The sequence below is a fragment of the Criblamydia sequanensis CRIB-18 genome (genome assembly GCF_000750955.1).
Lineage (GTDB): Bacteria > Chlamydiota > Chlamydiia > Chlamydiales > Criblamydiaceae > Criblamydia > Criblamydia sequanensis.
This window is the reverse complement of record NZ_CCEJ010000003.1, coordinates 105,989-127,827: the sequence shown is the minus strand read 5'-3', so window position 1 is coordinate 127,827 and position 21,839 is coordinate 105,989. Positions and strand designations below refer to the sequence as shown.

Genomic DNA, 21,839 nt, shown 5'->3' with positions numbered 1-21,839 from the left:
GGGCAGATTTAGGTAAACCAAAATTTTCGTTTAAAAAAATGTTAGGTTCTAAACCAGAATTTTTTGGCTGAAAATCATTAAATTCCCATTGTTCCAAAAAAAGTAAAATTTTTAAACTCCCTTTTTTAATAGTTGAGATATTATGCAGATAACAAGCTTGGAAGAAAAACTTTTGTTACTTTTACAGACCACTCAAAATTTAATAAAAGAGGGAGAGGAGGAGGGAAAAAAAATAAATGAATTTATTTTAGATTCTAACAAATTAGTAAGCTCTGATTCACCTGAAGGTTCATTAAAAAACAAAGACATCAAAAAAATTGAAAACTCTGAGAATAATTCCCTAATATTTTGGGTAGGATTAATTGCATCCGTTGTTTTCCCGCTCCTTTTTATTGTAAACCCTGGCTTAAGCGCAATCGGTGTTCTCCTCATAGGAGCCTTGCTTATAAAAGCCTATGTCGCAAAAAAGAAACCTCCTGAAGCTACCCAAGAATTGTGAAGTCCCCAAGATCTGTCTCTACTTCGTTCACTTTTTTAGTAATCGGTTTTTCACCTTTAGTTGTCGCTTTCTTTTTACGCTTAGTGGTAAGATCCAAACACTCGGGTTCATCTATTGGTTTGTTTTCAATAACGACAGAATCTTCATGAGACTTATCGACTTCTTGAAGCGCATTGGCAAGTTCTTCAAAATCAAGAAGAGCGCTTCTTTCAACAAATGTCCAACCGTTAATTTTATTAGAACCCTCAAGACTTGCGTATCTTGCAAATTTTTTTCTCATTTTTTCTTGATCCAGGCTCAATAATTTATCGATGCGCTCTTCCCTTATTTTAAGTTTATCTTTAAGGGTAAGCTCAACTTTTGAATTTCTATCATTACTATCAATGTCAACTAGCTTGTCTAGAATGATTTTAACAAAACTTTCAAAAAATTTATCATCTCCTTCAAATGCAACCCCTTCTTTCCTGAAAGATTCCGTTATTCTCGTATGCAAAATCGATTCTTTGATAAGAGGCGTTAAAGAGTCTAAGACTTCGTCTATAAAATCATTTTTCTCAGACTCAAACATATCAAGAAATTGCATTAACACTTTTTCTTCGCTGTAATAATCGATCCACGAGCCGATATTCTCTTTAAAGGGAACGGCGGTTCCATCCGTGAAATGGTTAAAAAGGAAATCTGTGATATGTTTAAGGCTCTGATTGATGGATGTTTTTTTTTGGGAAATAACAATTTCTTCCGGCTTTTCAAAAAACTCAATGAAATCATCTAGTATTTGCATAACAGTTATTCGCCAAGAGGGGTGATAAATCAAAGCTACTATACGTTCAGAAAGAAAATTAGCCAGTTTTTTTCCTGAAAGCTTTTGAAACATCCATCTAAGGTAGGAAGTTTCAGTTTCAGCTGAATCCCTAAATAAATAGCCGAGAGAGAAAAAAGTGCCGTTTACTAAAAAATGAAGCGTGGTTGTAGCGGTTCCTATAAAAGGTAATTCATGCGCTTTTTCCCTAAATAATTTGAAAATCGTCTCGGGCTGACGAAAATTTTCTGTTTTAATTAGATCATAAATCATCTTAGCAATGAATTTTTGCAAGCGATCCCTAGCTTCTTTTCTTTGCTTAATGCCTTCAAGACCATTAGGGGAGGCTTTTAACTTTGAATTGTTGTAAATTTTAATTTTATCAAGATTCTTATCAAGCATCATCTTTTTTCCGGCTTTCAAGATAATGCTTTCTTTTCCTTCGCCAAATCCATCTAATTCAAGATCTAGAGTAAAATTTCCGCTGCTATTCAAAATGGCTATAGCAAAAAGATGCGGGTCTACAATTTGATTGATTCCAAACTTTACGATAAGGTGAGAAGCTAATTTAATAACCGCATCTTTACCCTCTAAGTAATAAGCGAGACGAAGAAATTTACTATCTGAAAAAGCGCTCGATGACTTCGGTAAGAATAGTTGCAGCTTATCAACTAAAAATTTTTCCAATTTTTCATCTAGTTTTTTGCATAAGTTTCCGGTCGTCAATCTCTCCTCTGAGGGATCCGGTAAACTTTTGGGAAGGCTTCCATTTTGTTTATGCCACTCAAGCCTTGCTATAAAAGCTTCCTCTTTAGAATGAAAAGTGTGCTCTCTCAAAAAATTCTCGATAAGAGGCTGTTCTGAAAATGCTTTTCCAAGACCTCGAATCAACAATTTGATTATTTTTTTTATTTTTCCGGAATCTTGACTTTTTGAATTCAATAACTTTGTCAAAGCCTTTAGAAAGAGAAATTCAACATCGATCAAGCCCTTTACATAAATTGGAGAACAAACAAAGTGCGAAAGGTTGGTTCTGGCTTTTATTAAACGGCGAGTCATCGCTTGTCCAAAAACATGCTTAATGGCTGTATTCTTATAATCCAATTTTTTATCGAATTGATAATTGACATATCTAAAAAAGTAGCCCAATCTAAAGAGGACATAGCTTTCAAAAGCTTCCGGCAGAATGCTCATTTCTTCAGCCAAAAGTTTAGGGATAATTAAATTTACATAAGCCGCAGATTGCCTGCAAAAATAAGCTTTCGGACTTTCCTTTCCAAAAGTTATTCTCATTTGCTTTTTTTCAAGCTTCTGTTTTTTTTGAATGCGTGTTTTTAGTTTCGCAGAATCTAAGAGCGGCTTATCCATTACTTTTTCATAGGCTACATTCGCAACCTTCAAGGGTGTCATCAAGCAAAAATCTACAATTGCCGCCCTTCTTGAGAATGAAATTCCTAAAGTTATTGGATAAAAAAGTATTTTAAGAGATTTAATGGCAAATTCTTCGACCTTTTGCGTACAAGCGCGATAGATTGCGGCATGCAAATGAATAACCTGACCTGTTATGAGCTCAGGGCTTAAATAAACGGACGTCGCTATAGATTCTGTACCCATATGATTATCTCTTTTAATTTAGCGGGCTAATCGCTTCGAACCCTTTTTTGACGTTAGCATAGTTTAAAAACAAAATTCAATAAACATTAACTAACTAAAAGAGAGTGAGTCGTTTAACTATTAAAAGTTAAGTAAAAGAGAGGGCTTTTGAAAAAAAACTAAAGTAAAATTAAGCTCCTAACTCGAGCTCTTCAAATTCCTTGAGAGCGCAAGCCACTGAAATCCTATTCTCAGGTTTTACTTCCTGCATTCTTTCCAGGATTTCTTCACCTTTTTTTGGGAGGCAAGAAAGTGGATTTGAAGCTGCAAAGAGAGCTTTATTAAAGGTCTTAACAATGTTGGTAAAGAGTAAACCTGCCATCCAAGAATCAATTTTTTGACTTAACCTATATTTTTCAATAAGAACTTTAATATCTAAAGTTTTGGCCTCGGCTAAAGCTTCCAGAAGCTCCGGAGCCGTGTTCAGGTTTATCGGATTTTTAAGAAGATGCCTTACACCTCTTATTTTATCAAAGTCTGCTACAAATACTTGACCTTCACAATCAACAAGGAGGTTTCCTGAATGAATATCCCCATGAACCAGGCCTAATTGATGAAGAGAATGAATTCCTCTTAGGACGTTTACAAAAAAAGATTTAGGATCATTTATTTGCTTGTTGTTCAATAAATACTCTTTTAAAGACCCATTCGCATAATAAGGCATGGTGACAAGGCATTTATTCTTTCCTTTTTTATTGATATAAGAAGTTAAACTTTGAATACACGCTAACCCCTCCCCTCTTTTTTGTTTTTGCAAATCATACACCTTTTGAAGGGTTTTGATGACTTTAGGAAACTTTTCTTGATTCACTGTAAAATTTGCCAAATATTCAGAAGACCTGTTTTCCTCTCTTGGATAAGAAAGCGCGTATTTAACAACTTTTGAAATCCCGCACCCAATAGGAGGAACTTTTTTCAATTTTAATAAAATTCGGATAGAGCCATCTTGGGCTACTTCCAGGTCTCTCGGTAAGTGATAATCTTCTTTGCGTAGGATTTTGGGAAAGCCTTCAAAGGTACTTTTTACCTGTCTTTCAACAAATAAGACTATTTGTTTGATCTGATTTAATTTTAAACCGGAATTCATCTTCCAAATAGCTTTAAAGATGTCTTGTTCATTAGGGGTTAGATTTTTGAAGGGCAAAAAAGGCGAGTTATTATTTTTTTGAGGAAGGTTTAAATTTTTAACGAATTTGCTTAATTGAGATTCATTGATACGGTCTTTTGTCTCCTGATTAAAAGGAGCATCCATTATAAAGCGCGTCTTTTTCATAATCAAAAAAGAAGCCAGTCTCTTAAACAATAAGGGACGGATTCTTTCAAGCACCCTTAAAGGAATGATTACTTTAGAAGGAACCATTTCTTCCAAAAAAAGGGATTCAAGGGCACTTTCTATTTGCTTTTCGGTATAGCTGTTATGGGATAAAAAACTTAAATCCAATGTTAACCCATTAAGAGCGGCTTTTAGAGTGTAGTCAATCGCTTTTTCCGGGCTTATATTCGGACATCCTAATAAGTTCAGTTTTTTAGCGTGAAGCTTTAGAAAAAGGGACTCAAGATCTTTTTCTTTTAAATCGGTCCCTTCTAAATGAAGAGTCTCCAATGATTCAAAACATTCATGGGGGATAAAGCTGAGCAGCTGAGAGACATTTTTTGTAAATCCAAGCGAAAGGGTTTTTAACCTTGGAAATCTTCTCAACTCGGTTAACTCAAAAGGATCCAGATCTAAAACACTTAAATCTACGCTTTTTACTTCCCTAAGTTCTTTTTCTGTAAAGGGATCTAAAGCTTCTTTTAAACGGGATGGCCTTGGCTTGCAGCTATGAAGAGCTTCGAAAAAATCTATTTTCCCTTTTCTTATGCTGAGTTTAGTTCTTGGGGGTAATTTTTCTATAATTATAAATTCTTTGTTTAAAACGTTATCAAAACTACTAAGAACTTTAAAATTTGAATAATAAAGGAGTTGGCTAAGAGAAACGTGCTCAGGCATTAAACCTGTTAACAGAATGCGCCCCCCTTCTCTTAGACTTGCTATCATTTTTTTTAGAACAATTTTGCATTCATAAGGGTTATTAAAAACTAAAGTGGTTAGGGCTCCCGAGGCAATGATAAAGTCCGGAGGTTCAGAAATCACATCTTCTAAATTCATCTTGAGGACATCCTCTTGATGGATTTCAACTTTTTCTCGAAAACTCTTCAGATTTTCTTTAGCCTCTTCAGTGCTTTTTGAATCGAGTTCTATAAGGGTATAGCGATGAACTGAAGAATTGCCGCTTAATATACGCCGAGCGCATCTGCCGTTTCCCCCGCATATCTCCAGAATATGAATCTTTTCTTTATTTCTACTAAACTCAAAAACCGCCTGCTCGATAGATCTATCAATTTTCTCATAGGAATTGGAGACTTTCTCAATCCAATCACGCGACCAAAATTGACTGCTGAAAGCAGCGGTTCTATCGCGTTTTCTTTTAATTTCTACTATTGTTTGATCCAATTTTTGAAAATAATTTCTTCGTTGCACAAAGGTTTCTTCATTTAAGCAAAGGTATTTGGAACCTTCATTTATAAATTTGATTTTTACAAAAAACTCGTTTTGCAGTTTTTCGCTTTTAAAAACACGTCGATCGTACAAAACAAAAGAAACTTGACTTATCTCACCATATTTTTTTAAGGGAAGGGTGATTTTAGTTTTAGATTTTTGAAAGTTTTTATTCCTGCTGATTTTCTTATATTTTCTCTTTTGTACCTCATGCCCATAAATGTGGTTTTGATCTAGCAAATCGAGATTTTTGAGATTAAAAAAAGAAGCTAGAAAAAGTGAGGTTAGATCTTCCTCTTTCGGTTTAGCCATTGGTACAGTTGATTTAATGGATAGATCGTCAGGAAAAAAATACCGTTCCGATGAAACTAAAAAAGCCATGAATAAAAATAAACTATTTAATTTTTTTTCTTATAAAATGAATTATTCATTCATACAAGTTATTATCTATTTATATTTATTTAGTAAACTAAATAAATTATTTTAATTATCGAAATTAAAAAATTTTACTTATTTGATATTTCATTAAATCATGTAAATTTCATTAATTTATTAACAAACCAAATTTATTTTCATTAAGATCTTCCTTTTTGTTATTTTTTCTTGAAAAAAGGTCTAAAACTTGCCATAAAAAAATTTAACCCTGATGAAAGGACCCCTATGAAGGATCAAAATAGCAAAATCGCTTTAGTTACAGGCTCTAATAGAGGAATTGGCAAAGAGATCGCAAAGCAACTTGCTATGGCCGGGATTAAAGTAATTATGAGCGCACGGGATAGACAAAAAGGAGAGGAAACTGCCCTTTCATTAAAAAATCAAGGTTTAGAAGTTGATTTCATGACTCTTGATGTAAGGGACGCAGCAAGCATCCAAAAATTGCCGGAAGAGCTAAAGAATAGAGGTTTAAAAGTAGATATTTTGATAAATAACGCCGCCGTTTTACTTGACAGGACAGCAAGAATTGATGAACTTTCCCTGGAGGATTTAGAAAACACGATGGCAACAAACGTGTATGGGCCTTTCTTATTAACCCAAACTCTTTTGCCTTATATGAAAAAACAAAATTATGGGCGTGTAGTCAATATTTCCTCCGGGATGGGTTCTATAACGGATATGTCCGATGCCAAATCCCCTGTCTCAACGTACTCATCCCCGGCTTACAGGCTTTCAAAAGCTACTTTAAATGTTCTTACTATTCTCTTTGCTAAAGAAGCCTCACGGCATAACATTCTGATTAATTCCATGTGCCCGGGGTGGGTTAGAACCGAGATGGGCGGATCAAATGCACCGCTAAGTGTCGAACAAGGGGCTGAAACTGCGATTTGGCTTGCCACCCTTCCAGAAAACGGTCCGACAGGCGGGTTTTTTAGGAATAAAAAATTGATCCCTTGGTAAGATTTAAGAGCCTCTAGGAACTTTTGCCAAGCTTCTTGCCTTTGCGCCAAAAACACTTTTTTCAACAGACTCAATCATAAGGCCGGCAATATCTTTTCCGGTCACTCTTTCAATGCCTTCAAGACCGGGAGAGGCATTCACTTCAAGAATTTTGGGGCCATTTTTAGATCTTATGATATCAACGCCTGCCACTTCAAGCCCGATTGCTTTAGCTGCCGCGACCGCCATTTTTCTTTCTTCCTGAGTAAGTTTGACAGGATGCGCTGTTCCTCCAAGATGTAAGTTCGCTCTAAATTCCCCTTCTGCGGCTTCCCGCTCCATAGCTCCGACTACCTTTCCATCAATTACAAAGCAGCGTATATCTCTTCCTTTCGCTTCTTTAATAAACTCTTGGACGAGGATATTGGCTTTTAAGCTTTTGAAAGCATTAATCACGCTTTCAGCCGCTTTGCTAGTTTCTGCAAGAACGACACCAACCCCTTGAGTACCTTCAAGAAGCTTTATCACAAGGGGTGCGCCCCCTACCATTTTAATCAAATTAGTCGTGTCTTGAGGAGAGTGGGCAAAACCTGTGATTGGCATATCGATGCCTCTTTCAGCAAGAAGCTGTAAAGATCTGAGTTTATCCCTTGCTCGAGCAATACTCTGAGCACGATTTAAACAAAAAGCGTTGCTTGCTTCAAAATGTCTTAAAACACTGCATCCATAAAAAGTCATGGAAGGCTTTAGCCTTGGAATTACTCCATCGATATTCTTTAATATCTCACCGCCTCTATAGTGAACGACAGGTTTTGTAGCATTCACATTTACCCAGCAATACTTCGTGTTCACAAAAATCATTTCATGGCCGCGAACTTCTCCTGCTTCCATAAGCCTTTTATTCGAATAAAGATCCTTGTTAGACGCAAGAACTATGATCCGAAGCCCCCGTTTTTTTATAGAGGGCTCTCCATAGAGCTCTTTTGCTTTTTCTTCATCGATAAGATCTAAGCAAAAAGCTTTACTTGGGTCTACGAGGACTCTATCTTCCATGGCTTGTCTTCCTATTAGCATCCGATAACCCATGGAGTCACGATTCGTCAAAGTGACCTCTACATTCCAATTGAGGTTTCCAAGAGACATTCTTGTGAGGATCACATATCTTTTCTCAACCGAGCCGCTTGAGCTTTTTACTGTTCTTCTATCAATAACTTCGGCTTGGCAATGCTTGACTATTTTGCGATTATTCTGGATGGGATGAATAGAAAACTTAACCCAATATTTTCCATTTTCTTCAAAGGGTTCAATGTTAAAAGCATGGAGGGAAGATGTTTTAGCGCCTGAATCGATTCGTGCTTTAATGGCTGGAAGCCCAAGTTCTGGCAGAGTGCACCATTCTTCAGACCCTACAATGATTTTGTCCATGGCAACCTTAAAGTTTAAGCCGGTTAAATGCTTTATTGATTATTGAATCAATAGAGTTAAATATATTTAAAAAGAAAAAGTTTACTTATTTTCATAAATATATTCATCCAAAAATAATAATCAGATAAATTTTACCAGCTTATTTTATGCTGTGACAAATTTTTATTTAAATTAATGGCAGCGCTTATTAATGCAAGATGAGTGAAGGCTTGAGGGAAATTTCCGAGTTGTCTTCCATCCGCCCCCATTTCTTCGGCATAAAGGCCTAAGTGATTAGCATACCCAAACATTTTCTCCAGAAGGAACCTTGCTTGGCTATAATTTCCGGCTCTCGATAGACACTCCACGTACCAAAAGGAGCACATATTGAACGTCCCCTCTCGTCCCTCTATACCATCTTCCACACCGCAGCCGATACGGTATCTATAGACAAGGGAATCATCGACAAGTTCTTTTTTTATTGCTTCCAAAGTGGAAAGCCACTTGGGATCTGTCGGTCCAACAAATTTAACCATAGGCATTAAAAGAGAGGAGGCATCTAAATTATTAGACCCCTTGTACTGAACAAAAGCCCCGATGGCTGGATTCCAGTATTCATGGACAATTTCCTTATAGATTTCATTCCTGACCCGTATCCAGTGATCAAGGGGGGCCGGAAAGGAGCGTTTTAAAGCTAGTCGAACTCCCCGATCAATCGCAACCCAGCACATCAACTTGGAGTAAAGGAAGTCCTGCTTGCCGCTTCTAACCTCCCAAATGCCTTCATCTTTTCTTTGCCAATTATTGATCACCCAAGCGATCAGGCGCGTTAAATTTTCCCACATATCAATTGAAATTGGCTCGCCATACTTATTGTAAATATAAACCGAGTCCATAAGCTCGCCATAAATATCAAGCTGCATCTGACCAAAAGCTGCATTGCCGATACGGACAGGCCTTGAGCCCATATAGCCTTCAAAATGGCTTAAGGTCTCCTCAACTAAAATTTTTCGTCCATCCAAACCATACATGATTTGTAATGAACCGTCCGGGTTTAGATCTTGGCATCTTTCTTCTATCCAGTTCATGAAGCTTCTCGCTTCTTCTGTGTAGCCAAGCCTCATTAAAGCATACAAAGTAAAAGAAGCATCCCTAATCCAAGTATAACGATAATCCCAGTTTCGGGTTCCTCCAATCTCTTCCGGAACCCCGAACGTTGGCGCGGCAACAATCGACCCATATTTTTTTGAAGTTAATAGCTTTAAAACAAGAGCTGATCGATTGACCATCTCCCTCCATCTTCCCTGATAGGTCGATTGACTGATCCACTTTTGCCAAAAGTTGAGGGTGTTTTTAAAAGAAGTTGAAGCAAAATCAGGCTCCATTGTGGGAGAGGGTTGGTCTTGTTTTGCCTCTTCCATAATAAAAGCCATTGATTCCCCGGCTTTTAATAATACTTCAGCTGTAAGAATCCCTTCTTCTTTTTCATTCCAAACAATATTTTCGGCAATCAGTCGAATGCGTGGTAAATTTTCTTTATCGGGAATAAAGAGGATTTCTTTCTCTTTTCTGATAATCTTATGGCCTGTTCTTCCATAGTCAAATTTTAGATCGAAAATAATTTCAAAAAGGATCTCTCCACGAACCGCTTTGGCACGTCTAACAAGGGTATGAGCGTGTCTTGTTTCGTCGATGACCATAAAATCGGAAACTTCACCGATGCCGGAACTATTTAAGAAACGGGTTAATAAAATATTTGAATCAGGCAGGTAAAGCTGCTTCCTACGAAGCTTTTCCATTCGGGGCGCAATTTTAAAACGCCCTCCTTTTTTATCATCAAGAAGAGCTGCAAAAATGGACGGCGAGTCAAAATTCGGAAAGCACATATAGTCGATAGATCCATCAAGACCAACTAGGGCCACCGAATGCAAATCCCCGATAATTCCATAATTTTCAATAGGCTGATAAGGCATAGCTTCACCAATAGACTTAAAAGCTATCAATACTCAAGCCTTTCATTCATTTCAACTCTTACCTTTCAAAAGAAAATTTTTAAGAGGGCCGGATAACAGCTTCTTTTGCCGGTTTATAGAAGCAGCAAATCTTTTTTATGATCTCTTCTTTTCCGGTAGAAAAAGCAACCTGTTCTTCTTTTTCATCGATTTCCAGAATTTTAACAAATTGAAATTTAGGGGTTTCTTTAGTTTGTGTTCTTCTAACCACCACGATTTCACCTTTTTTGAAATCTGAAATCGCAAATTTCTTTTTAAGAAAATCGGATTTTTGAGCTTTCATTCCAAGAATAATGTTCTTTTTGGAAGGTTCATCTTTGGGAAGTTCAATCATAACAGCTTTGCCTAAGTCTGTTATTTGAGCGAAGGGGTCCGTTTTAGAAGATGGAACGCCTTTCGGAAAACGGCCGGCTTTATATTTCTCAAGAGGGATAAACTGCGGGAAAGGCTTATTTTTTATCCCCAGATTGTCAAATTTTTGAGATAGGGATGCAAGATTCCATACAGTCAAAAACTGAAAAGTAATGATATAAAGAATCGCTCTTATAAAACCATCCGTTTTTTTTGCTTTAAATTTTAAACTTATAGTTTTAAGCCCTTCCTGAATCATTTTAACGTCTTTTTCCGATTGGGTTTTAGCTTCCTCCAAAAGGCTATATGCAAACAAGGCGATTTCTTGAGCTGAGGATTTCTCTTCTTTTGTTCCAAGCCGACTCACATAATGGTCATTTTTATTTTTTGTAATTACAAAATAAGGGTGGTCTTTTGGCTCGGGAGTTTGGAGAAGCGCTTGGTTAACCTTATTAAAATTTTCTGCGATAGCATGAAAAGACATTCGTATAAAATCCTGCTTTTAATTAATTAAAAAAAGTCACATCATAAGTGTTGATTACTAATAAATTATTAAGAAAATAGATATAAGTTTCTAACAAAAAAAACGTTTTAACATTAAAATTAAACGTTTAAGGTAAAAATTAGTGAGATACATAAGGTATTTTCGTGAACTTGGATCCTATTTATAAAGACCCCCATCTTGAAGAGATCGCATCTTTAGCAGACTGCGTAAAAGAATTTATCCAAAAAGGCGGCTCTTTGCAAGTTTTATCCAAAAATCAAGATGGCACTCTTCAAAAAGATAAAATGTTGATAAAGCCGCATGATGCGCTCTACCCAATTTGTTCAGGCGCCCAATGCCGATCCCAAGTTCTTTATGCCCTTCTAAAAAAAGTACCTTTTCCCGTAACCCTATTTCCTCCTCATGCCGCAAGGTATGGCCACGACCCTTATAATAACAGGGTCAATTTAGATAAAAGAAAGCCTTGCGAAGATGAGAACGCCTATATGGAAGCTTTCGGACACCCCAAGTCCGATTTTTTTGGAAATTCCTTTTGCTGTCATTTGGACGCCTCCGGCCATTTTAAAGAGAGGCTGAATTTTTTTAACGACCATTTTTATGGTCCTAATAGCCATCATGAAGGTAAGAGAGGGAACCGACGGACTTATATCGCATTTGCTGAGCCTGTCCACGCCGTTCTAAAGCGTTTAAATGAAGCCAATCCATGCTTAAAAGATGTTTTTGTCATTGCGGTGCCTCTGATTGATGAAATCACTCATCCGCCGGAAAATACTTTTAGCAAACGCTCAAAGGAAGCTTATGTGGCCTTTGCCGAGAAATTAAAGCCGACCTTGCCCTTTACCCCCTGATAACGCCCAAATCCGTTGGGCAAGCTCTACAGTTAAGCAGTAGACTTCTTTCGAAACTCGCTTTGATTCGAAAAATGGGCTGGGTTTAGGCAAATTTTATTAAATTTGAAAGCATAGCCTATGCATGAAAAATTTAGGAAAAAAGACGCCACTAACAGCTATTTTAACAATTGAATGGAGTTTCGGAAGAAGTCTGATGAAGCATCAGGAGCTTAGGGGGTAATCAGGGGTTTAAGTTCGGATATTGCAGCAAATTAAGGTTAAACCAGTTTAAATTGATCGACATCAAAAAGTCCAAAATCGCTGAGCTTAAGCTTTGGAATGACAAGCAAGGCCATAAAAGATAGAGTCATGAAAGGAGAAGCAAGAGACGATCCAAGCGCTTTCGCTTTTAGATTGAGCGCTTCGTATTCTTTGGCTACAAAATCTCCTTCCTTATCGCTCATTAAACCGGCAACGGGAAGAGCTAAACTATAAACCTTACCTTTTGAGGCAACAGCCACACCTCCTTTCGATCGGATAACAGCATTCACAGCCTCTTTAAGGTCGCTATCATTAACCCCGACCGCTATAATATTATGGGAGTCATGAGCGACAGAAGATGCAATCGCCCCTTCTTTAAAACCAAAGCCTTGGATAAACGCAATCGCAGGCTTTGCATTTTTATAGCGATTGACAACTGCAAGCTTAAGGAGATCTTTTTTCGTATCGGAAACAAAGCATCCTTCTTCAATTAAAGGCGTTTCAAGAAAAGAATCTGTTATAAGCTCCCCGTCAAAAGCCTTAATCACATTTATAGGCGTAGGTCCGGCTTTAATGGCAAAATCCTTTTCATCTTTGAGCTCCGCATCAAAGTTGTTGAGCTGGGAAATGGCAGGCCTTGGCATAAGCGTCACGCCTTTATCAAATACAACGATCCCCTTGATCACAGTTGTCTTGACATCAAAAGAGGTTAAGTTATCCACCACAATAAAATCCGCCGAATCGCCTGCTTGCAAAAGACCGACCTTAAGCCCATAATGCCGGATAGGGTTTAAGGAAGCGATTCTTAAAACATCCATTAAATTATATCCTTTCCTAAGGGCTCTTTTAACAATTTCATTGATATGACCTTTAAGAAGGTCATCCGGGTGCTTATCATCGGAGCAAAACATAATTTTTTCAGGGTGGGATCGAATGAGAGGATGGAGCGCTTCGAAATTTTTTGCAGCAGACCCTTCCCTAATAAGAATATTAACCCCAAGATTGGCTTTTTCCAACCCTTCTTCAAGTTGACTGCATTCATGATCGGTTGTAATCCCATTTGAAAAATACTCTTTAGCATTCTTTCCTCTTACAAGCGGAGCATGGCCATCTATTTGAAGATTTAGTTGTTTAGCTAAATTAATTTTGGCTAACACAGCTTCATCTTTTGCAAGAACCCCGGGATAGTTCATCATTTCGCTTAAATAGGAAAGATGATCTTCTTCAAATAGGGTTTTAAGATCGGTTACATCAAGTTTAGCGCCTGCGGTTTCAAAAGGGGTTGCCGGTACGCAAGAAGGGGCTCCAAAGCAAAAATTAAAGAGAACCTCCTTCCCGTTTTGAACCATATAGCGAACTCCCGGAATGCCGAGAACATTTGCTATTTCATGGGGATCTGAAACGGTAGCTACAGTTCCATGCTTTACTGCGAGCCTTGCAAATTCGCTTGGCACGAGCATGGAACTTTCAATATGCACATGAGCATCTACAAATCCGGGAAGTATAAAGGGACCTAGGAGTTCTTTATCTAAAGGAAGGATAGCTGCGATAATTCCGTTTTCAACTTTAATCTCTGCCGGAAAAATCTTAAGGTTTACAATGTCGACAACATTTCCTTGGATTTTGAAAGTCAAGCTTCTTCCTCTTTTGCCATCTCATCTAGCGTTTCTTTTCTTGTTATAATCATTAAATTGGCATCATAAGTCAATACCCCTAGCATGATAGAGGTCATTAGATGATTCTTCGAAAGGTCGTAGCGTTGATTTTCAGAATAAGGGTTTAAAGGCCAAGGGTCCATCACACTGACAAGATGGGTGTCGGGATCATAATTTTCTAAAACGACAAAATGTCCTTCGGGGTAGCCTCTCACATCATCTATCACTTGCCTATTTTGATCGACATACTCTCTTGCGGATTTATAAAGATAAGTGCTGCTCAATCCGGTCAAGATAGGCACTCCTCTCTTTAAGTACTTAAGTATCAAGGTGTGAGAGAGATCTTCCATAAAGATTTCACCCCCTCTTTTCAAGTATTCAATATAGGCAAAACAAGCAATCTCAAGTTTTTTGCTTTTTTTAATTTGAACCTGTTTTTGCAATTTTTCAATTAGGACCTCGTGAGGCAAAGGTTCCGGAAAAAACCAGGTAGGGTCAAAGACTTTAAGGTTATAGGTATACATTCTCGCGGCAAATCCGCGATCTAAAGCGTGCATCCCGAGGAACGCTTCAAGAGTACCCCCTGTTTCAAGGCTTGGGATTTCCCGAATCAGCTGAGGTAAAATTACCGCCTCCTCGTAAAAGTCGTAAATTGCTTTTAAGCAGGTAGGTCCGCAGGTGGTATCTGTTGGCTGCGTTTCAATACTAAGTTTTTTTCCCATGTCTTTAGGCTCTCCTTTAAAGCTTCAGCCACTAGGATAGAAAGATCAAAAAAGGCTTGTCTTTTAGAGAATAACGCCTGATTTACCTCAAGCTCTAGGCCCACATATTCGGATGGTTTATAAATTTTACGGAAATAGGAGGTCAAACCATCGGCCTTCCCGAGGTAGGGGTAGTTCAATTTAACATTATAACCGATATCCAAATTTTTTTTTAAATTCTCTTTCCAAGAGAGGGCTAACTCGCGCTCTCTTTTCCTACGGGAGTCGTAGAGGAGCCCAATCATAGCGTTTCTTTTTATTCCCTTAAAAATCGGGGTAAAAGTGTGGAGGGAAAGATGAACGACACTCCCCTCTTGTTTAATTTTACGGCTAATTAAAGATTGAACGGCATCCCTATAGGGAAAATAATATTGATCGATTAAAGATTTTTTTTCTTCTTTTGTTAAACCCTTCGTGTAGGAAGAAAAAAGGAACGGATGGTTTAAGGAGCGGTTCATCTCGATTACAAGCCGTGAGAGGCTTTGACTAAAAAAGCCCGTTTTGAACACCTTTTCAAAAGCCTCCCCTATTTCAAAAGCCCCCTTGTCATACCCTCTATGGCTTGTAAGGATCTTTTCGGGGATAGAAATTTCGAATCCATAAGGGAGTTCAAAGCCTGCATGCTCAACGCTTAACACTACCTTTTTAATTTTCACGGTATAAACGGCGTCCCTTTGTCTAAGGAATTTCCAAGTAAAGAGTATACCTTTCGTAAAGTATCTTTTGAGGGGGAATTTCCGGCTTTTTTCAAAAGTCTTGTAGCTAAAGTCCCTTCCTTTATTATGATTTCCAGTTGGTTTCGAGAGACAGGGTCGAGGTCGATAAAATTATCAAAGAGATGCTTCCATAGCTCTTTTGCTGGGATTGTGGCCCCTTGCCAATCAAAAACTTTTAAATAGTCTAAATCATCTATCCAGGCTTCTTCTCCTTTTTGGATGCCTTCTTCCAAAATTTTTTTAAGGCGAACCTCGTCGAATTTTTCAAGATCTCCCTTTTTTATCAAATTCCCGATCAAACTCGCGAGCGCTTTTACGATGGCTAAATCCATTAATGGAGCTTCTTGAATATCTATAAGCCGTATCTCAATACTTTGTCGGCTAAAACGAGTGATCGCCCCCCTTGCATTGACCCATTCGTTTTGAAGCACCCCTTGAGGATCATAAGGCTTAAGGTCTTTATAAATGGGTTGGAGAATTTTTTGATGATACTCTTCAATAGACCCGCAATATTCAGGGATGATATGGCCTGTCACAGAAAAAATCTTTTTGCAATTAGACTGATAAACCTTAAGCCTTGTGTCTTTAAAACCTGTGGCTGCCCCATCTGCAAAAGGCGAGCTTGCGGCAAGGGTTGGGATAAGAGGGAGTATCAGCCGGATGGCGCTATGGAGCTTGACAAATTCTTCTTCCTGAGAGAAGGGGAGGTTTAAATGAACGCTTTGCAAATTCCCCCAACCATGCCCTCTGCAGTCAAAAATTTTATGAAAAGCATTATAGATCGTGGCATCACCATGGGGCCAAAGTTTTGTTTCCTTATAGGAATCCATCCATGGGTGCATGGCGCTTGGCAACAGTCTTGCATGGTGTTTTTTTAGGTACTTTTGGAGAGATCTTATTTCTTTTTCAAATAACTCCGGAAGAGAAGAGAGATCTTTTTCAGGCTTGGTTGTTTTTAGCTCGACAACATGTAGAGCAAGCTCATTATTTAAAGTGATCTGACCTCTTTCAATCTCATCTGTAATTTCACCAGAAATATCTTGAAAAAGACGATCCGTGATAGGAAGAATCTCTAATGTTTCTTGGTCCACTATCATGTATTCAAGCTCAACTCCAAAAACCTCAAAAAGAGAATAGGTTTTTTTATTGGAATTGGGTGCCGCTAAATTAGACATAGGTGAAGTGCCGCCTTTTTTGCTGGATTCTATTATAAATCACTCTCATGACAGCAAGGTAAAGCTCATCGCCTAAAATCTCATCTTCTACACCTGCATCGATGTTGGGGTTGTCATTCACTTCAATAATATAAAAGTTGCCTTCGACTTCTTTCATATCGACCCCATAAAGACCTTTGCCTATTAGGTTCGAGGCTTTAACAGCAAGCTGCAACGCTTTTTTAGGGACTTCTTTAATTGGGACTGCTTCAAAATCCCCTTCCTCTAATTTCCCGGAACTTTTTTTCTTATAAATTTGCCAGTGGTCCTTTGCCATAAAATATTTGCAAGCGTAGATCGGCTGACCGTCTAAAACCCCGATGCGCCAATCATAATCTGAGGGCATAAACTGCTGCACTAAAATAAGCTCTGATTTTTCCACCATTTTTTTGGTGATCTGTTCAAATTCAGCAGCGTTGGAAGCTTTATAAACCCCTTGCGAGAAAGAGCCATCCGGCTCTTTTAAGACAACAGGATAAGTAATTCCTTCTGCGTACTCTTTAATCGCGCTGCTGTCGCAAAGTTTCGTTTCAGGCATAGGGAGCTGGTGCTTGCCAAGCAGTTCATAAAGATAGATTTTATTACAGCAGCGTAAGATAGAAAGAGGGTCGTCAATCACTTCAATGCCGTTTGCATAAGCTCTTCTTGAAAATCGATAAGTGTAGTGGTTGACGCTTGTCGTTTGTCTGATGAAAAGAGCGTCAAATTCAGCTACCCTCCCAAAATCGGATTTTTGAATTAACTCAACAGAAAAACCAAGAATTTCCGCAGCTTTACAAAATTTACGAATCGCTTTTTTATTCGACGGGGGGTGTTCTTCCTCAGGGTCCACAAGGATGGCTAAATCAAAAATTGTGCTTTTTCTTTTGATTGTGCCGCTCACTTTCTTCTGGCTTAAGTATCGCTTTACTTGCTCCAAGACAAAATTTTGGTGAAAATCGGGAATTTGATGCATTCCAAGAGGTGTCAGGCCGGAAAGCACCCATTTATCTTTTAATTTTAAAAACTTCACCTGTAAAAATGGAACCGGGAACTGTTTAAAGATATAGGTGGCTAAGCGGTCATAACACTTAGCCAAGTTTTTTCCAAAATAGATGCTTAAAACAAAGCTGCTTGACTGAATATGGCTCAAGCTATGTTGAATCAACTCCTCAAATTCGCTTGAAACAAGCCTTCTAACCATGGCATGGGAATTAAAGTCCGCTATGCAGTGTAAACTCGGCTGAGGCTTATGGCCTCTTGCAGAAGCGACAAGGGAAACATAATACCCTAATTTTTGATAAGAGAAGGACCTGCAAAAATTTAAAAGATGAACGTTTCCTAATTTTTCATATTGTCCTTCTTTCAAATATTTATCGGCTGTCACGATTTCGACATCTAAATCAGAAAGCTTCCAATCGCTTTCTTTGTCGACAACTACAATTGTTTTTACCATCTTAAGCAATCCAGGCTAAAATCTCTTACGAAAGAAGTCATATAAATTTGTAAATATCCATGCAAGTCTTCATAAAAGAAAACAGAAGACGAAAAGGAAGGTATTCAATTTGAAGAGTTAAAGATGCCATTCAAAATTAACAAATCAAAAATTAAGATATTTTAAGCTAAAATTAAAATTTCAACTCAAAAAAACAAAGTCTTTTCTCACCTTTCTCAATAAAAATTTGATGAATCATAAAGGATCAATAATTAATAAATTTACACCAAATACTTTATAAGTAATTGCTATAATAGTAAATGCGAATGAATATATTTGTCTTCCTTAAAGGAAAACCGGGCTGAAAGGGAAAATTCTCTAAAATAAAGGCAACATGCTTAGGAGGAGCTGCTCTTTTTAACATCGGAATAATCCTCTTGAAAAGCGATTTGAAGAGGCTCTCTATATTCTACCGGGCGTTTTGATACTGATGAGAGGATATAAAAAAAATCCTCTTCTCTTTTAGAGAAGAGGATCGTGGAATTTATAACCCGTACGGACTATCCCTTAAGTTATCCAGTTCATAGCCGCCTCTATCAAGTTCAGAATATAAATACAGATTCTCAGCTTTCATTTGGTCAGTAAATAAAATTGGGTCTTCCTTAATAAAAAAACCCTGTCCCATGTTTGCGAGCAAATTATTATCTTTTAGAAAGTTAAATTCGTTTAAGATCAATTTTTCGATAGGATCTTCCGGATTTAGCTCTTTTGGTACACACATTTTTTCCTGTCCATTTTTGCTAAATTTAACTAAATAATCACCCTGTTGTGTCCGGCCATAGGCAAAACCACTCGCTATATAAAGATTGCCATTTAAGAAACCGAGCTTTAGTTTTTTTCTGGAGTTTCCATTATTAAATTCATAATAAGCAGTAAGCGATGGAAAACTTGTCGGATTGATGCTCGCTCTAAAAAGCACCATTTTGTCATGGCCCATAGCTAGCTGACGCACCTTTTCTTCGGTAAAACGATGCTCTAACTGCTTAATAAGATTGAGCAAGCAATCTTTTTGAGGGGAATCAGGGCTTGATAAACTAATATTTGCAAGGAAGACCTCTTTATTTACAGTAGACTCAAGAGCGTGTTTTTCTTTAGGAGATAAAGGCATATACCCTTCGCAACCAAAATTCGTTAACAAATCCTCCATCGTCTCAAAAATTTGAGTCGGGTTATTGATAAGTTGGAATTTTCCTCCCTTATCGACACAAAAGCTTACTTTTAAAAGACTATAAGGAGTAGAAGAATTACCTCCTTCTGAAATCGGCAATCTTGCTTCAAGTACAAAGTGGTTCCTTCCTTTTTTACGAATAAAGAAAGTTTTAGGCTGCATGATGATAGCAAGAGCTCTACACCAAAGGGGTGATTCATTTACAAAGAATGGACTTTTAATTACCTGTCTATACGTTTTTTTGGCCTCTGTTGTTCTAGGTGCGCCCTCAGAAAACTTGGCATCTAACGCATAAAGCAACTTTTGAATAAGAGGATCTTTCGTATAACTAAGGGGTGCTCTTGTAAAGGGATTATTATTTTGGCCTGACTTAACCCATTTTTCGATAGATTCCCTATCCACTATCTGCCCTGAGTCAAGCAAAACAGGCTCTCTGATCAAAGAGTGATAAATTGGACAGCTTAAGAGCTCAAGTAGCGAATCTAAGCCTACTTCATCTTGGAAACAACTGCGAATAGCGCGGGTTAGGTTCCTTGAATCATAATTCGCCAAAAGAGCTCTAATTTGCTTATAAATTAAGTGAGTCGGCTTAGGGGTCATTTTTTCGAAGGCTTTGGCTTCCTTAACAAACTCTTCTACCCAAAATTGTAATCTGCCGGCTTTGCTCGACTTTGCAACTTCAGGCGTTAGAAAAAATTTGTCCTGTTCAGAGTTATAGACGAGCCCGGTAGACTCAAGCCCGAGCCAAAAATCTCCGGCCTCGGGGAATGGATTATTGCTGTCTAATTCCTTTTCCTTTTCTTTCTCTTTTGGGTTAAAAGAAAGGGACTTTCCCTGGGCATTACAATTATTAAAGCTAGTATCACAATTCACAAACTACCTCATAAAAAAACTATTATTAAATTATTTATTTTATCAAAAGTAAAAGTAAAAAACAATAAAATATTAATAATTAGTTAATAATAACTTAAATTTATTAATAATAGTTAAACTAAATAAGATCAATTTTATTTAATCAACAAAGCATTCAAATTTTCTTGAGTTAAATTAACTAGCAGTAAAAACCTCATTCTTCGTCAACCCTGGGTAAATGCCGAATAAAAACAGTCCTATTGAACCGGGGCTTCATTTGATATTACGAACTGAATATCAGGGACTTTTGACATTTGATTGACTTAATAAGCTAAAAAGAGCAAGTTCAACTCTCAAAAAAACGGTACTGGTTCAAATAATGGGAGTAAAATCGAAATGTCATTAAAAATGAGTGGTTTAAAAAAAGCAGTTCATCGTTTTAATCATAGAATTGAAAAACAGGTGGTGAAACCGGTTAAGGATATGGCCTCCTTTTTCCATCACTTTATCCATTACCCGAAGACAATAGGAGCTGCAACGCCAAGTTCACCTTTTGTTGGAAAAGCGATAGCTAAAAAAATTGATGAGATTCCTTTCAAAAATAAAAGAATTCTCGAGATTGGCGCCGGTACAGGAGTGATTACCGAGCACCTGCTGCAACACCTTGAAGATGGAGATCACCTGGATGTCATCGAATGTGTCCCGGAACTTGTAAAAGAGCTAAGGATCCTGGTTAATAATTCGCCTAAAAGAAATCAAGTCACCATCCACGAGAAAAAAGTCGAAGATTATTTTCCCGAGAAACCTTATCACTTTATCATTTCAGGTTTGCCTTTAACTGTTTTTCATCCCGAACAGGTCAAATTTTTCTATCAAAAACTGGAAACGGAGCTTTTGGCAAAAGAGGGTCTTTTTACCTACTATGAATATTTGGCTTTGCCGGAACTTAGACTATGTGCTTATTCGCTTTGCAAAAAGCTAAAGCCTGAACTCTATAATCACTTCAGACGCATTCTAAAAACTAAAAATGATTACTTAAAACATAAGCCCGTAGAGCATAATACAATATGGCTAAACTTCACGCCAATGAAAGTTATCCACGTTAAAAATCCTTTAAACGTTCGTTAAATAATCCTAATTTTATTCAAAGTTTAGGAATGCTTGACATAAACATTTTGATTCCTCATGGTCAATTTGAAAGTAAACTTGTATTTAAAGGCCTCTCTTTCTTTGATGTGAGGGCAAATTTTTTTGAATCTAAGGAGCTTATATGAAAAAATTGACTTCTTTGGCTTTACTTGCCATGGCTTTAAGTTTTGTATCTTGCGAACAAAGAACTGAACTTAAAGATCATAAAACAACCACTGTACTTCCTGAAAATACAGTCCCCGGAGAGGCTAGAAAAGCCCCTCAAGTGATCGAGATTGAAACAGAAGAAGAAACTCCGGATGAAATTGACGTTGAAGAAGAAGAATTCGAGGTGGATGACGAAGATGATGGTGATCAAGGTTACGAAAATGAGAAACCGGCTGTCACACCAAAAACCCAAATAAATGTAAGAACGGCTCCTATCAATAGAGATGAGCTTCGTCAATCCTGGAGAGAAGCAAGAGATCAACTCCATGAAAGCGGCCGTTTAAATGGCTACGGACCTAATTCCGGATCTAATATGAACCAAAATAGCGGCACGAATCAGATGAATTCGAGCGGCAATTTTAGACAAATGCCTAACCAGCAAAGATCTAATACCAACTGGTAGAATTTACCTCGCT

The 21,839-nt window shown here is 37.7% G+C and carries 16 protein-coding genes; 5 read left to right on the top strand and 11 right to left on the bottom strand.

Annotation, left to right across the window (positions count from 1 at the left end; genetic code table 11):
* The first annotated feature begins 142 nt into the window (after positions 1–142).
* On the top strand, positions 143–499 hold the full coding sequence (locus CSEC_RS02380; RefSeq protein WP_041016823.1) for a hypothetical protein: 357 nt from the start codon (positions 143–145) through the stop codon (positions 497–499).
* On the opposite strand, the gene CSEC_RS02375 is transcribed toward CSEC_RS02380, so the two are convergent.
* Together CSEC_RS02375 and CSEC_RS02370 are read right to left on the bottom strand one after the other, a co-directional pair.
* Complete coding sequence (locus tag CSEC_RS02375) at positions 483–2,912, bottom strand: hypothetical protein (protein ID WP_041016822.1); 2,430 nt, start codon at positions 2,910–2,912, stop codon at positions 483–485. The genes CSEC_RS02380 and CSEC_RS02375 overlap by 17 nt on opposite strands.
* Positions 2,913–3,081: 169 nt before the next feature.
* Positions 3,082–5,871, bottom strand: a complete 2,790-nt coding sequence (locus CSEC_RS02370) for a class I SAM-dependent methyltransferase (RefSeq protein WP_041016821.1) — start codon at positions 5,869–5,871, stop codon at positions 3,082–3,084.
* Positions 5,872–6,150: 279 nt separating this feature from the next.
* Here CSEC_RS02370 and CSEC_RS02365 point away from each other — a divergent pair, with 279 nt between their 5' ends.
* Positions 6,151–6,885, top strand: coding sequence for an SDR family oxidoreductase (locus tag CSEC_RS02365; RefSeq protein WP_041017221.1), 735 nt, complete (start codon positions 6,151–6,153; stop codon positions 6,883–6,885).
* Positions 6,886–6,888: 3 nt separating this feature from the next.
* Here the strand turns inward: CSEC_RS02365 and rimK are convergent, their stop codons facing one another.
* The 3 genes from rimK to CSEC_RS02350 form a co-directional block, all read right to left on the bottom strand.
* Positions 6,889–8,289 carry a 30S ribosomal protein S6--L-glutamate ligase gene (rimK, locus tag CSEC_RS02360; RefSeq protein WP_041016820.1) on the bottom strand — a complete coding sequence of 467 codons (1,401 nt, stop codon included), beginning with the start codon at positions 8,287–8,289 and terminating at the stop codon, positions 6,889–6,891.
* A gap of 131 nt (positions 8,290–8,420) precedes the next feature.
* On the bottom strand, positions 8,421–10,241 hold the full coding sequence (locus CSEC_RS02355) for a glycoside hydrolase family 15 protein (RefSeq protein WP_041017220.1): 1,821 nt from the start codon (positions 10,239–10,241) through the stop codon (positions 8,421–8,423).
* Positions 10,242–10,320: 79 nt separating this feature from the next.
* Positions 10,321–11,115, bottom strand: a complete 795-nt coding sequence (locus CSEC_RS02350) for a hypothetical protein (protein WP_041016819.1) — start codon at positions 11,113–11,115, stop codon at positions 10,321–10,323.
* A 164-nt stretch (positions 11,116–11,279) separates the two neighbouring features.
* Between CSEC_RS02350 and CSEC_RS02345 the strand changes: the two genes are divergently transcribed.
* Positions 11,280–11,984: a hypothetical protein gene (locus tag CSEC_RS02345; RefSeq protein WP_053331703.1), complete on the top strand. Its 705-nt coding sequence runs from the start codon at positions 11,280–11,282 to the stop codon at positions 11,982–11,984.
* Between the two features lie 260 nt (positions 11,985–12,244).
* Here the strand turns inward: CSEC_RS02345 and ade are convergent, their stop codons facing one another.
* The 6 genes from ade to CSEC_RS02315 form a co-directional block, all read right to left on the bottom strand.
* Positions 12,245–13,861 carry an adenine deaminase gene (gene ade / locus CSEC_RS02340; RefSeq protein ID WP_041016817.1) on the bottom strand — a complete coding sequence of 539 codons (1,617 nt, stop codon included), beginning with the start codon at positions 13,859–13,861 and terminating at the stop codon, positions 12,245–12,247.
* Complete coding sequence (locus CSEC_RS02335; RefSeq protein WP_041016816.1) at positions 13,858–14,604, bottom strand: cysteine peptidase family C39 domain-containing protein; 747 nt, start codon at positions 14,602–14,604, stop codon at positions 13,858–13,860. The genes ade and CSEC_RS02335 overlap by 4 nt, the downstream gene beginning before the upstream one ends.
* Positions 14,541–15,299, bottom strand: a complete 759-nt coding sequence (locus CSEC_RS02330; protein ID WP_053331702.1) for an N-formylglutamate amidohydrolase — start codon at positions 15,297–15,299, stop codon at positions 14,541–14,543. Before CSEC_RS02330 ends, CSEC_RS02335 begins: the two co-directional genes overlap by 64 nt.
* A complete protein-coding gene (locus tag CSEC_RS02325) occupies positions 15,296–16,534 on the bottom strand; it encodes a carboxylate-amine ligase (protein ID WP_041016815.1) in 1,239 nt (412 codons plus the stop codon). The genes CSEC_RS02330 and CSEC_RS02325 overlap by 4 nt, the downstream gene beginning before the upstream one ends.
* Complete coding sequence (locus CSEC_RS02320; protein ID WP_041016814.1) at positions 16,527–18,008, bottom strand: RimK family protein; 1,482 nt, start codon at positions 18,006–18,008, stop codon at positions 16,527–16,529. Before CSEC_RS02320 ends, CSEC_RS02325 begins: the two co-directional genes overlap by 8 nt.
* 523 nt (positions 18,009–18,531) lie before the next feature.
* Positions 18,532–20,088 (bottom strand): U-box domain-containing protein, encoded by a 1,557-nt coding sequence (locus CSEC_RS02315; RefSeq protein WP_041016813.1) that lies wholly within the window; start codon positions 20,086–20,088, stop codon positions 18,532–18,534.
* A 375-nt stretch (positions 20,089–20,463) separates the two neighbouring features.
* Here CSEC_RS02315 and CSEC_RS12525 point away from each other — a divergent pair, with 375 nt between their 5' ends.
* Entirely contained in the window at positions 20,464–21,195 is a 732-nt protein-coding gene (locus tag CSEC_RS12525) for a class I SAM-dependent methyltransferase (RefSeq protein ID WP_053331701.1), read from the top strand.
* Positions 21,196–21,337: 142 nt separating this feature from the next.
* On the top strand, positions 21,338–21,826 hold the full coding sequence (locus tag CSEC_RS12520; RefSeq protein ID WP_053331700.1) for a hypothetical protein: 489 nt from the start codon (positions 21,338–21,340) through the stop codon (positions 21,824–21,826).
* The last annotated feature ends 13 nt before the right edge of the window (positions 21,827–21,839 follow it).

Excerpts from the sequence above, each read along its gene's own strand:
- CSEC_RS02380 (WP_041016823.1), top strand. The coding sequence starts at position 143 with ATGCAGATAACAAGCTTGGAAGAAAAACTTTTGTTACTTTTACAGACC.
- CSEC_RS02375 (WP_041016822.1), bottom strand. The coding sequence starts at position 2,912 with ATGGGTACAGAATCTATAGCGACGTCCGTTTATTTAAGCCCTGAGCTC.
- CSEC_RS02370 (WP_041016821.1), bottom strand. The coding sequence starts at position 5,871 with ATGGCTTTTTTAGTTTCATCGGAACGGTATTTTTTTCCTGACGATCTA.
- CSEC_RS02365 (WP_041017221.1), top strand. The coding sequence starts at position 6,151 with ATGAAGGATCAAAATAGCAAAATCGCTTTAGTTACAGGCTCTAATAGA.
- rimK (WP_041016820.1), bottom strand. The coding sequence starts at position 8,289 with ATGGACAAAATCATTGTAGGGTCTGAAGAATGGTGCACTCTGCCAGAA.
- CSEC_RS02355 (WP_041017220.1), bottom strand. The coding sequence starts at position 10,241 with ATGCCTTATCAGCCTATTGAAAATTATGGAATTATCGGGGATTTGCAT.
- CSEC_RS02350 (WP_041016819.1), bottom strand. The coding sequence starts at position 11,115 with ATGTCTTTTCATGCTATCGCAGAAAATTTTAATAAGGTTAACCAAGCG.
- CSEC_RS02335 (WP_041016816.1), bottom strand. The coding sequence starts at position 14,604 with ATGGGAAAAAAACTTAGTATTGAAACGCAGCCAACAGATACCACCTGC.
- CSEC_RS02325 (WP_041016815.1), bottom strand. The coding sequence starts at position 16,534 with ATGTCTAATTTAGCGGCACCCAATTCCAATAAAAAAACCTATTCTCTT.
- CSEC_RS02320 (WP_041016814.1), bottom strand. The coding sequence starts at position 18,008 with ATGGTAAAAACAATTGTAGTTGTCGACAAAGAAAGCGATTGGAAGCTT.
- CSEC_RS12525 (WP_053331701.1), top strand. The coding sequence starts at position 20,464 with ATGTCATTAAAAATGAGTGGTTTAAAAAAAGCAGTTCATCGTTTTAAT.
- CSEC_RS12520 (WP_053331700.1), top strand. The coding sequence starts at position 21,338 with ATGAAAAAATTGACTTCTTTGGCTTTACTTGCCATGGCTTTAAGTTTT.